General features: G+C 67.7%; 8 protein-coding genes. All 8 read left to right on the forward strand.

Annotated features, from left to right (window positions below):
• Positions 1–164 precede the first annotated feature (164 nt).
• The 8 genes from IM543_21890 to IM543_21925 all read left to right on the forward strand — a co-directional run bounded on the left by IM543_21890 (position 165) and on the right by IM543_21925 (position 12,408).
• The gene (locus tag IM543_21890) at positions 165–884 is read left to right on the forward strand and encodes a rhamnogalacturonan acetylesterase (protein QOY94114.1); all 720 of its coding nucleotides are present in this window, start codon (positions 165–167) and stop codon (positions 882–884) included.
• A complete protein-coding gene (locus tag IM543_21895; GenBank protein ID QOY94115.1) occupies positions 881–4,099 on the forward strand; it encodes a hypothetical protein in 3,219 nt (1,072 codons plus the stop codon). Before IM543_21890 ends, IM543_21895 begins: the two co-directional genes overlap by 4 nt.
• 107 nt (positions 4,100–4,206) lie before the next feature.
• Complete coding sequence (locus IM543_21900; GenBank protein ID QOY96808.1) at positions 4,207–4,590, forward strand: BlaI/MecI/CopY family transcriptional regulator; 384 nt, start codon at positions 4,207–4,209, stop codon at positions 4,588–4,590.
• A 143-nt stretch (positions 4,591–4,733) separates the two neighbouring features.
• Complete coding sequence (locus tag IM543_21905) at positions 4,734–5,432, forward strand: FadR family transcriptional regulator (protein ID QOY94116.1); 699 nt, start codon at positions 4,734–4,736, stop codon at positions 5,430–5,432.
• Between the two features lie 371 nt (positions 5,433–5,803).
• On the forward strand, positions 5,804–8,650 hold the full coding sequence (locus IM543_21910) for a TonB-dependent receptor (GenBank protein QOY94117.1): 2,847 nt from the start codon (positions 5,804–5,806) through the stop codon (positions 8,648–8,650).
• A 102-nt stretch (positions 8,651–8,752) separates the two neighbouring features.
• The gene (locus IM543_21915) at positions 8,753–9,904 is read left to right on the forward strand and encodes a pectate lyase (protein ID QOY94118.1); all 1,152 of its coding nucleotides are present in this window, start codon (positions 8,753–8,755) and stop codon (positions 9,902–9,904) included.
• Positions 9,905–9,949: 45 nt separating this feature from the next.
• Positions 9,950–11,767, forward strand: a complete 1,818-nt coding sequence (locus IM543_21920) for a glycoside hydrolase family 28 protein (GenBank protein QOY94119.1) — start codon at positions 9,950–9,952, stop codon at positions 11,765–11,767.
• 170 nt (positions 11,768–11,937) lie between these two features.
• A complete protein-coding gene (locus tag IM543_21925; GenBank protein ID QOY94120.1) occupies positions 11,938–12,408 on the forward strand; it encodes a DUF4426 domain-containing protein in 471 nt (156 codons plus the stop codon).
• Positions 12,409–12,432 lie beyond the last annotated feature (24 nt).

Genomic DNA, 12,432 nt, shown 5'->3' on the forward strand with positions numbered 1-12,432 from the left:
TGCTTGGGCGTGAAAGGAGGACGACACGATTATATAGCAAGACAAGATGTCTGACGTCTTATGACAAGACAAGTATTCCGCCGTCCGATTGCAGATATCCGGACAGGCCACTTGATAAATTGGTCAGTCCAAAATAGAATCGGACGACATCCAGGAGCCCGCCCATGCCAGCTATCAACCACCCCTTCGTCTGCGCCCTTCCCCTGCTGTTCGCCCTCCAGGCCAATGCGGCGCCCGCCCTGCCCGACCGCGTGATCCTGGTCGGCGACTCGACCATGGCCAGTACCACCGGCTACGGCGACGCCCTGTGCGCGCGCCTGACGCCGGAAACCGCCTGCCACAACCTGGCGCGCGGCGGCCGCAGTTCGGGCAGCTTCCGCGCCGAGAAGCGCTGGGATGAAGTCATGGAATTGCTGCGCGACGGCGCCGGTTTTCGCAAGACCTATGTGCTGATCCAGTTCGGGCACAACGACCAGCCGGGCAAGCCAGGACGCTCCACCGATTATGTCTCGGAATTCCCGGCCAACATGACACGCTACGTGCTCGATGCGCGTTCGCTCGGCGGCGTGCCGGTGCTGGTCACGCCCCTGACCCGCCGCAGCTTCAAGAATGGCTACGTGCACAACGACCTCGCGCCCTGGGCCGGCACGGTGCGCGCGATCGCGCGCAGCACGAAAGCGCCGCTGGTCGACCTGAACGCACTGTCGCTGGCGGCGGTGCAAGCGCTGGGTCCCAAGGAGGCAGACAAGCTGGCGCGCGACGGGGCCAACTTCGATTACACCCACCTGGGCCCGTTGGGGGCCGAGCGCTTTTCAAGCATCGTGGCCAGCGAACTGGTGCGCCAGGTGCCGGCCCTGTCCGCGTCGATGCGGAGCGCGCGGTGAGCGCGCCGCTGGCGGCCATCGCGCTGGCACTGGCCGGCGCCGCCGCGACCTCTCCCGATACGCCGGTCGCCGCCCCTGCGGCCCATCCGTCCGCCACTCCGACAGCGGTGGCCCTGGCTGAACGCCAGCATGCCCCCTCCGACGGCTGGGCCGCGCAAGAAGGCGGCACCCGCGGCGGCGCCCTGGCTGCCCCGGACCACGTCTATACGGTACGCGACCGCACCCAGCTGCTGGCCGCCCTGCAAGCGCCGGCGCCGGCGCGCATCGTGCGCGTGGCAGCCAGCATCGACATGAGCGAAGGCCGCCCGTTCGACAGCAGCCAGGACCAGGCCCGGCGCGGCACGCTGCGCATTCCTTCGAACACCACCCTGATCGGCGTGGCGCCGGGCGCCGGTGTCGTCAACGGCAGCCTGGCGGTCGCGAAGGTCTCGCAGGTGGTCATCCGCAATCTCGCCTTGCGCAATCCCTGCGATGTCGCGCCGCGCTGGGATCCGCAAGACGGCGCCAGGGGCAACTGGAACGCGCTGTTCGACGCCATCACGGTGTCGGGCTCGCACCACGTGTGGATCGACCACAACAGCTTCACCGACGCGCCGCAGACCGACGACCTGCAGCCGGTCGAAAACGGCATGCGCAAGCAATGCCACGACGGTGCGCTCGACATCAACGCGGGCGCGGACTTCGTCAGCGTCACTTATAACCACTTCGCGCTGCACGAGAAGAACATGCTGATCGGGTCGAGCGACCGCGCGAGCGGGGACGGGGGACACCTGCGCGTGACGCTCAAGGGCAACCTGTTCGAGCACGTGGCCGCGCGCGCCCCACGGGTGCGCTACGGCCAGGTCCACCTGCTGAACAATTACTACGTGGGCGAGCGCGGGCACCCGGTCTACGGCCACCACTACAGCATCGGCGCGGCCCATGCCTCGCACATCGTCTCGGATGCGAATGCGTTCGACATCGCGGGCGCCACGCGCTGCAATCAGCTCGTGCGCGATCCGGGCGCAAGCCCGGGTGTGTTCGCGGACACCGGTTCGCTGCTGAACGGCGCGCCGCTCGAGGATTGTCCCTTTGGCGCCGGGCGCGAGAATGCGGGGCGGCGCGTCCCGTACGGCTTCACCGCCCTGCCGGCGGCCGAGGTGGCGCGCCACGTGCGCGAGCACGCCGGCCCGCGCACCCTGCCGCAGCGGGCGGACGGCTATGCCGAGGCGCGCATCGTGCCTGCCGCAGGCAGCCCCTTCCAGCTGCGTGCGCGCCAGGATGCGAACGGCGACTGGCAAGGCGCCAGCCTGCAACTGAGCGAGGACGGCAACGTGATGATGGTGGAGCTGCTGGAGTCGCGCGGCGGCCAGGTCAAGCGCATCAAGCAGGTGCGCCGCAATGCGCCGCTGCCGGGTGCGCCGGTGGTGCTGCGCTACGCGGCCGAACAGGGCCCGCAGGGCCAGCTGCTCACCGTGTCGGTGGACGGCGACCGCGCCACCTGGCTGGTGGCACCGCCGCTGCCCGCGGTGCAGCCGGTGGCCTGGGATGCCGGCGCCGGCACGCTGCTCGACCTGCGCGGGGGCCCTGCCGGCGCGCCCGAACGCGTCACCGTGCACGTCGGCACGGCCCGGCTGGCGCTGCAGGCCGGCGACGCGCCCGAGCTCCTGCGCGTTGGCGGCGCGACCCGCCTGGGCGCCAGCGCCGCCGATCCGCGCATCGTCGCGGTCGAGGCGGCAGATGGCGGCGTACGGATAAGGGCGCATGCGCCCGGCCGCACCGCCGTGACCGTGCACAGTCTCGACGATCCATGGGCGCAGGCGATCTTCATGGTCGAGGTGGGCGCGCCCTTCGCCGGGCCAGGCAAGGCCACCCTTCCCGCCTCCGTCACCGCCTTTCCGGCCCAGGGCGAGCGCGGCGTTCCGCCGGATGCGCCGCTGCGCCTGGTCTTCGCCGACCAACCGGTGTTGAGCGGCGAAGGCAGCGTGCGCGTCTACCGCAAGCGCGGCAAGGACCGGGACGCGGCGCTGGTCGCGGTGATCCGCCCCGGCGAGACGGTCACGGCGCTCGGCCCGCAGGGGCGCCGGCGCCTGGTGCGCCAGCATCCGATCCGGGTGATCGGCAAGGAACTGTACGTGCGGATGCCGCAGCCGCTGGAACGCGGCGCCGACTACGAAGCGGTGATCGATTCCCGTCTGGTCCGGGCCCAGGACTTCCGGGGCGCGCGCTGGTCCTTCCGCACCACGCCCTACCTGCCGGTCGGCGACAGCGTGAGCGTCGACGACGACGGGCGCGCCGACTTCCGCACCGTGCAGGGCGCGCTGGACCACGCCATGTCCCTGCCGCGCGACCAGGCGATCACCGTGAACGTGCGCGACGGCGTCTATCCCGAACTGCTGTACCTGCGCGACAAGGATAAGGTGATGCTGCGTGGCCAGAGTCGCGAAGCGACGATCGTCCGCGCCGCCAACAGCGAGACCCGCAACCCCGGTTCGGGCGCCGGCCAACCGGACGGTTCGGCCGGTGTGCTGGGCGGCCGCTCCCTGTTCCTGGCCCAGGATGTCGACATGCTGGAACTGCGCGACATCGCGCTGCACAACAGCACCCGCCGCAGCGACGGTCACTCGGCGCAGGCCGAGACCATCTTCTTCAGCAGCGACCAGGGGCGCCTGATCGCCCGTAACGCCCGTTTCATCAGCGAGCAGGACACGCTGCAGCTGCATGGCTACGCCTGGTTCTACCAGTCGCTCATCGAAGGCAATGTCGATTTCGTGTGGGGGAACAACCGCACCGCCCTGTTCGAAGAGAGCGAACTGCGCACCGTCGGCGACAGCGCCAACCCCGACAGCGGCGGCTACATCGTGCAGGCGCGCACCGTGGGACCCGACGAACCGGGCTTCGTGTTCCTGCGCTCGCGCCTGACGCGCGGGCCCGGCCCGCTGGGGAACCTGCCGCCCGATGGCGCCACCTACTTCGCGCGCTCGCCGGGCACCGCCAACACCTGGGACAAGGTCGCTTTCATCGAGTGCAGCGTCGGCCCGCACATCGCCCCGGACGCCTGGTACCGCAAGCCCTTGCCGAATCCCCTGCAGGGCGGCTGGAGCGAATACGGCAACAAGACCGAGGACCGGCAGCCGCGCAGCTACGGCGGTTACCAGCTCGACCGGGCGCAAGCCGCGCGCCTGTCCAGCCGCGCCGCGGTATTCGCGGGACGCGGCTGGAATCCCCGGCCCTGACCCGGCGCGCATCAACGGCGTCCGGCGCTTGACAGCGTCATTTACAGCGGTAATCATTGATTCAGATTACAACTGTAAATGATACTGTCATGCCGAGTACTTCAGGAATCAACATCAGCGAGGCCGAGTCGCACGTCATGGAAGTGCTGTGGCGCGCGCCCGGCCCGGTCGTGGCCGAGCAGGTCGTGGTGGCGCTGCATGAAACCCAGCACTGGCAGACCGCCACCGTCAAGACCCTCCTCAATCGCCTGCTCAAGAAAGGCGCCATCGCCGCGCAGAAGGATGGGCGACGCTTTCTCTACCATGCCGTACTGCCGCGCGACGCCTGGCTGGCGCGCGAAAGCGAAAGCCTGGTGCAGCGCCTGTTCGGTGGGCGCATCGCACCGCTGGTCGCGCACTTCGGCATGCAGGGCAAGCTGTCGCCATCGGACATCCTGGAGCTGCGCAAGCTGATCGACGAATTCGATGTCGGTACCGACGGCGGGCAATGAGCGGCAGAACCGAACAACGCGTCCAGCGGCGGCTTCGCCACACTGTTGGCATATAAGTGGTTGGTCCACTTGCAACATTATCCGCACCAAACTAAGATGCGCTGTTTGGCATCGGCCACCACTTTTCCACGACGGACCCATCGATGAAGAAAACCGCTGCGCTGAACGAAACCAGCGTTAACGAGCCACGGCTGTACCGGGTGGTATCAAGCAAGATCGAGGAGCTGATCCGCGCGGAGAACATCCGCCCGGGCGAGCGCTTGCCGGCAGAGCGCGAGCTGGCCACCAAGCTGGGCGTCAGCCGCACTTCGCTGCGCGAGGCCCTGATCGCCCTCGAACTGGGCGGCAAGGTCGAAGTGCGCGGCGGCTCGGGCGTCTACGTCAGCGAACAGGCCAAGCCGCAGGCCGAGGTGCCGAGCGCCGGCCCGGGGCCGTTCGAAGTGCTGGCGGCGCGCCGCCTGATCGAAGTCGAAGTCGCCGCGCTCGCCGCCAAGCACGCCAGCGATTCGGCCATCGACGCCATCTTGCGCGCCGTCGAAGAGATGGAGCAACACCACGAAGACCGCAGCGGCAACGAATCGGCCGACCGCAACTTCCACCTGGCGATCGCCCGCGCCACCGGCAACAGCGCGATGGTCGGCGTGATCGAATACCTGTGGAGCCAGCGCGGCTCGCTCTGGCACAAGCTGAAGGAGCATTTCCAGACCGAGGAACTGCGCCAACAGACCCTGATCGACCACCGCAACATCTTCGCCGCCATCGCGTCGCACGACGTGGCCGGCGCCCGTTCGGCGATGCGCGCCCACCTCGACCGCGTGACCCGCACCTTCTCGCGCGGCTGATTCCCCTGGGCCAGGGCCGGATTCTCCGGTCCGGCGGCCCGACTCCCCTCCCAGTACACCACGCGCACCGGCCCCGCGCCGAATCGCGCCGAATCGCGCCGAACCGCGCCAGGCCGCGCGGTCTCCCAGCAATATTAGTCCTTCGCCAATTGGTTCAACCGCATTTACGCCTGTACAGGCCAGAAAATAAGTGGCAAGTCCAGATTGCGAAAGCGGTCAGACCAAAGTAGAATCTCCAAGACCAATCCGCTGAATATCCTTCATGGCGCCGCTGAATGACTCGACTGGCCCCGAACGATAGGACGGAACATTGATACGGGCGATCCAGGAACAGACCGGACGCACTCGACGACCAAAGCAGGAGACATGCAGTGAAAAATCAACGAATTACCGGGCCACGCATGGCCGAGGCACGCCGTACCGAACCGCGCTTCCTTCTGTCGGCAGTCACTGCCGCAGTGCTCACCATGATGAACACCGCAGCGGCGCAGGAAGCGCCGATGCAGCGTGTCGAAGTCACCGGTTCCTCGATCAAGCGCCTCGCCACTGAAAATGCCCTCCCCCTCACCACGATCAAGGCCGAAGAGCTGACCAACCGCGGCCTGACCACGATGTCGGAAGTCGCCGTGGCCCTGACCGTCGCCTCGACCAACGAGCCGGTGGGCGGCGGCGGCAGCGGCACCATGATCAACATGCGCGGCCTGAATACCAACCGTACCCTGGTCCTGCTCAACGGCCGCCGCCTGGCCAATGAAGCCCTGGGCGACAGCTCGGTCAACGTCGACGTCATCCCGATGGCCGCCATCGAGCGCGTCGAAGTGCTGCGCGACGGCGCCTCGGCCCTGTACGGCACCGATGCGATCGCCGGCGTGGTCAACTTCATCACCAAGAAATCGATCACCGGCGTGAAGCTCAGCGCCAGCACCGTGCAGCCGGAAGCCTCGGGCGGCGGCGCCCAGCGCCGCGCCGGCTTCGTGGCCGGCAAGGGCGACCTGGCCACCGACGGCTGGAACGTCTACACCGCCTTCGATATCCAGCGCCGCGATTCGCTGCTGCAGCGCGATCGCCCCGACATCACCGACCCGGCCAAGATCGCCCAGCTCGGCGGCACCCCGTTCTCCCCGAACACCTCGGGCGGCGCGGCCTCGCCGGCGAACTTCACCATCTACCGCAACGGCAAGTCGGCCGGCATCACCGGCAATCCGTATTTCGCGGCCGGCTGCGTGACCCCGTACGCGATCCAGACCACGATCCCGTCGACCCGCACCAGCGCCAATGGCGGCAAGACCTGCATCACCGACCCGACCTACTATCCCGAGCTGCTGCCGGAAGCCCAGCAGGCCACCCTGCATACCCGCGCCACCATCGCGCACGGCGAAGGCAAGCTGCTGAGCGTCGAACTGAACCTGTCCAAGTCCTACATCGACGCCTCGGACGCGCCGCAACCCTTCGGCGCCAACGTGAACTACGACCGCTTGACCGCCTCGCGCGTGCCCTTGATGATCACCAGGGCCAGCAAATGGTATCCGGGCGGCAGCGGCGGCGTGCCGGCCGTGGCCGGCCTGAACGGCGAAGACCTGGCCCTGACCTGGAGCCTGGACGAACTCGGCCCGGTCACCAGCCACGACGAGCAGCAGAACCACCGCCTGGTGGTCCAGGACGAAGGCCAGCTCAATGCATTCGGCAGCTGGGATTACCGGGTCGGCGCGTCCTACGCCTACAGCAAGCGCGACGTCGGCTTCCGCGACAACTTCGTGCGCACGCCGGGCCTGTACGCCGGCGTCGCCAACGGCACCCTGAACCCGTTCGGCCCGCAGGACGCGACCGGCCTGGCCTACCTCGAGAGCATCTCGGCCGACGGCATGGATTACCGGAATGCCGACGTGCGCTACTACGGCGCCGACCTGAACCTGTCGCGCACCCTGATGGACCTCGGCGGCGGCGCCCTGGGCCTGGCGGTGGGCGCGGACTGGCACCGCGAGACCTTCGAAGAGAACGCGAACATGCTGGGCGACGAAGTCGTCTACAAGGTATCGGGCAGCCCGGGCCGCAACCCGAGCGGCGCGCGCAGCGTGGCCGGCATGTATGCCGAACTCGATGCGCCGGTCACCAAGGCACTGAACCTGAACTTCGCGGTACGCGCCGACCATTTCAGCGACTTCGGCAACACCGTCAACCCGAAGGCCAGCGTCCGCTACCAGCCGATGAAGCAGCTGATGCTGCGCGGTACGGTGAGCAAGGGCTTCCGCGCGCCGACGCTGCCGGAACTGTACGGCGCGGAGCGTACGCTGACGCCGTCGTCGTCGAACTGGGATGATCCGCTGCTGTGCCCGAGCGCGACGCCCGGCGTGACCGGCACCGGCACCCCGAGCACCGACCCGCGCTACGCCGGCCTGAACCTCGATCCGACCACCGTCTGCAACACGCGTCTGACCACCCTGACCGGCGCCAACCCGGACCTGCAACCGGAGAAATCGAAGACCTATACCGTCGGTCTCGTGCTCGAGCCGTTCAAGAACTTCGTCGCCACCGTCGACTTCTGGAAGATCGACATGACGGGGACGATTGCCCAGGTATCGGAAGACACGATCTTCAACAACATCGCGAAGTACCAGGACCTGTTCGTACGTAATCCGGACGGCACGCTGCAGTACATCACGAAAACGCGCCTGAACATGGGCGGCCTGCGTACCCAGGGCGTGGACATCGGCCTGAACTACATGGTCCCGACCGCGCACTGGGGCCGCTTCGGCTTCTCGATGGACGGCAGCTACACCGACAAGTACGAAGGCCAGGACGAGGAAGGCGGTGAATGGTTCGACAGCGTCGGCAAGAACGGCGCCCTGTCTACCGGCGCCACCTCTTCGAACACCTACGTGTTCAAGTGGAAGCACCAGGCCCGCGCAAACTGGAGCTACGGCCCGTTCTTCGTCCAGCTGACGCAGCAGTATGCGTCGAGCTACGAAGACACCAACGCCCTGACGACCCAGAAACCGGGCCAGCCCTTCTTCAACCGCATCGCGCCCTACCGCGTCTACAACCTGTCGAGCAGCTGGAAGGTCAACAAGCAGCTGAAGGTCGGCGCCGGCGTGAACAACCTGTTCGACGTGGATCCGCCGCTGTCGAACCAGCGCCTGAGCTCGCGCGTCGTGTTCGCACGTAACGTCGCCAAGCCGATCGGCCGCACCTTCACGGTGCGTGCGGACTACGCGTTCTAAACCGCGTCCCCGCCCTGCGCAGGGCGGATGGAAACATCCGTCCTGCGTCTTCACTTCCTACTCCACGCGGTGCGCCGGCGTACCGCCCACGCAAGCGAGCCTATGAAGCAGTTCCCCTTCGCCCCCATTCCCTTGCTCGCGCTGTCGGCCTGCGCGGCCGTGGCTCCCGCTCCCGCGGATGTCTCGATTCGCCAGGCAGCCCCGCCCGACGGCTGGGCCGCGCTCGAAGGCGGCACCCGAGGCGGCGCGGATGCGCCGGCCGCCAATGTCCTCACCGTCAGCAACGCCGCGCAACTACGCAACGCGCTCGGCAAGACCGTGCAGGGCCCGCGCATCGTGCAGGTGAACGGGGTGATCGACATGAGCGAAGGCCATCCCTATGCCAGCAACGCCGACCAGGCCAGGCGCGGCAAGGTCGCCCTGCCGGCCCGGACCACCCTGGTCGGCCTCGGCGCCGGGTCGGGCTTCGTCAACGCGCACCTGGTGGTGGCGAAGGTGTCGCAGGTCGTCATCCGCAACCTGAACCTGCGCAACCCCTGCGATGTCGAACCGCGCTGGGACCCGGAGGACGGCCGGGACGGCAACTGGAACGCGGACTTCGACGCCATCTCGATCGTCGGCGCGCACCACGTCTGGGTCGACCACAACAGCTTCACCGATGCGCCGCTGACCGACGATACCCTGCCGCGCGCGAACGGCAAGCACAAGCAGTGCCATGACGGCGCGCTCGACATCCGCGACGCCAGCGACCTGGTGACCGTGTCGTACAACCACTTCGCCCTGCACGAGAAAAACATGCTGATCGGCGCGAGCGACAAGGCCCCGGGGGACGCCGGCCGCCTGCGCGTCACCATCAGCAACAACCTGTTCGAGTACATCGCCAGCCGTTCGCCGCGCGTGCGTTTCGGCCAGGTCCACCTTTTCAACAACTACCACGTCGGCGACCGCCGCCATCCGGTCTATCGCCACGGGTATAGTGTCGGCGTGGCCAAGCAGGCGCGCATCGTCTCGCACGCGAACGCCTTCGAGATCGCCGGCGCGCGCAGCTGCGCCGATGCCATCCGCAGCTTTGCCGGTACGGACGCCGGTACGTTCGCCGACACCGGCTCGCTGCTGAACGGGGCGCCGCTCGCACCTTGCGGTACGCAGGACGATGCAAGGCACGCGGCGTGGGCCGTGCCCTACCCCTTCGCACCGCTCCCGGCCCACGCCGTGCCTGCCCACGTACGCGCCCATGCCGGCGCCGGCAGGTAGCCCTGCCGCTGCACCACCGATTGCCCGACCATCAAGGAAAACGACATGAAAACGAGACAGATCAATTCGCAACGCCGCTCGCTGCTGTGCGCCGCCTCGGCATCGGTGGCCGGCCTGACGGTCGCCGGCCCGGCACTCGCCGCCACGGGCGGGAACGATCCGTGGGCGCGCGCCCAGGGCATCATCGACCAGTTCAGGAAACCCCTGGTCTTCCCGAAGCGCGATTTCCCGATCACCGCCTACGGCGCCGAAGCCTGCGAAGCGATCATGGTGACCGGCTATGTCGCCCACCACGAAGAGGGCAAGCTCAGCACGCCGGCGCCGGGCGCCAAGGACTGCTACGCGGCGATCGCGGCCGCCATCGCCGCCTGCAACGCCGCCGGCGGCGGGCGGGTCGTGATCCCGGCCGGTAACTGGCTGGTGAAGGGACCGATCGTCCTGAAGTCGAACGTCAACGTGCACCTGGCCAAGGGCGCCCACGTCTATTTCAGCAACGATCCGGACGACTTCGCCAAGTACGGCGACTACGACTGCGGCCCGAACGGCAAGCTGGTGATCTCGCGCTGGCAGAGCAACGACGTCCTGAACTACTCGCCGCTGGTCTATGCCTTCGGCCAGACCAATATCGCCCTGACCGGCGAAGACTGGACCAGCATCCTGGACGGCCAGGGCGGCGTGCCGCAGGCCAATGGGGACACCTGGTGGGACTGGAAGGGCAAGCGCAAGGCCGGCCCGCGCCAGCACGAGGCCCAGACCGCGGTCAACCCGGCCAACCCGACCTCGATCAGGCAGGTCGCACCGCATCTCGGCCCGGCGCAGGTCGCGCTCATGGAAGGCAAGGACGACAAATGGCGCACCGACGAAGCCTACCTGCCGACCCTGTCGGAAGCGGGCGTGCCGGTCGCCCGGCGCATCTTCGGGCGCGGCCACTACCTGCGCCCGTGCATGGTCGAATTCATCGGCTGCACCAACGTGCTGCTGCAGGGTTACCAGCTGAACCAGTCGCCGTTCTGGCAGCACCACCCGGTCAATTGCAGCAAGCTGGAGATCCGCGGCGTCCACATGGACAGCATGGGCCCGAACAGCGATGGCTTCGACCCGGAGGCCTGCGACACCGTGCTGGTGCAGGACTGCACCTTCAACAGCGGCGACGACTGCATCGCGATCAAGGCCGGCAAGAACCGCGACACCCAGTTCGGCCCGACCCAGAACGTGGTGATCCAGAAGTGCGTCATGAACAGCGGCCACGGCGGCGTGACCCTGGGCAGCGAAATGTCGGGCGGGATCCAGCACGTGTACGCGCAGGACATCGAGTTCCGCAACGAGCACTGGGCCACCGACCCGCTCAACACCGCGATCCGCATGAAGACCAACATGAACCGCGGCGGCTTCCTGCGCCACTTCTATGTGCGCAACGTGAGCATGCCGAACGGCGTGAACCTCAAGCCCCAGGTCTACAACCCGCTGCCCGGCTCACCGATCCCGCCGAAGAGCGTGGGGTCCTCGGCCGGCGCCGTGGTGACCATCGACTGCGACTACGCCCCCACCGCCGACAATGTGCGCACCCGCCCGCCGATCGTGGAAAACATCCATATTTCCGGGGTCAGGGTCGGCAATGTCGCCACGCCGGACGGCCCGCGGTCTTGTTACCAGGCCTTGCTGCTGCTGGGTCCGGTCGCCTTCGACTACAACGGCGCGCAGCCGGCAGAGATCCTGCCGATCCGCGACGTGACCATCACCGACTGCGACTTCGGCACCCCGGTGAACGCAGCCCAGCCATGGTTCGTCTACAACGTCCGCAACGTCAAGCTGCGCAATGTAAAAATCGCCGGCAAGGTCTACAACACGACGCTGCAGGCGTGAACCGCCCGCACGGCGTATGAAGGCCAGGTCTGGCGTACATCGAAGCCCATGCGTTCCTGTACGTGCGCCCGCCATGCATCACCGGTGGTAGCCTGAGGCCAGCGTCGCGCGGTCTGCCGCGCCGTCCGCAACCCGGACGCAAGCTGGACTCGTTACAGGAGGAAACCATCATGGTCTTGCCCCGCTCATGGCACGCCGCCTGCGTACTATGCATATCGACCCTGGCGATCGCTCCCGCGTGGGGCCAGTCGCACGAGGTGACATCCGGCGCGTACACGCTGCGCGCCAGCACGGTCGCGTCGAACATGCTGGCGCCCGGCACCGCGCGCGAACACGGCATCGAACGCGCGCCCACGCGCGGCGTCCTGAACGTCACGCTCATGAAAGACCGGCAGACCGTCGCTGCCGAGGTCGAGGTTTCCGCGCGCAGCCTGACCGGGAAAAGCAGGCCGGTCACGCTCGCTCCCACCACCGTCAACGGTTACGTTTCCTATACCGGCGCGTATGACTTCGTGCATGGAGAAGTGCTCGACTTCACGATCCAGGCGACCCCACAGGGCGCCGGCGAGCCCTTGATCCTGACGTTCCGCGAGCGCATGTGGGGACGTGGCGACCTGCCTGACGAGCGCCAGGTGCAATGAAGCTTCGGCACCGATTCGCTGCCC

The sequence above is a fragment of the Massilia sp. UMI-21 genome, from assembly GCA_015277795.1.
Classification (GTDB): Bacteria; Pseudomonadota; Gammaproteobacteria; order Burkholderiales; family Burkholderiaceae_D; genus Telluria.

Excerpts from the sequence above, each read along its gene's own strand:
- IM543_21890 (QOY94114.1), top strand. The coding sequence starts at position 165 with ATGCCAGCTATCAACCACCCCTTCGTCTGCGCCCTTCCCCTGCTGTTC.
- IM543_21905 (QOY94116.1), top strand. The coding sequence starts at position 4,734 with ATGAAGAAAACCGCTGCGCTGAACGAAACCAGCGTTAACGAGCCACGG.
- IM543_21915 (QOY94118.1), top strand. The coding sequence starts at position 8,753 with ATGAAGCAGTTCCCCTTCGCCCCCATTCCCTTGCTCGCGCTGTCGGCC.
- IM543_21920 (QOY94119.1), top strand. The coding sequence starts at position 9,950 with ATGAAAACGAGACAGATCAATTCGCAACGCCGCTCGCTGCTGTGCGCC.
- IM543_21925 (QOY94120.1), top strand. The coding sequence starts at position 11,938 with ATGGTCTTGCCCCGCTCATGGCACGCCGCCTGCGTACTATGCATATCG.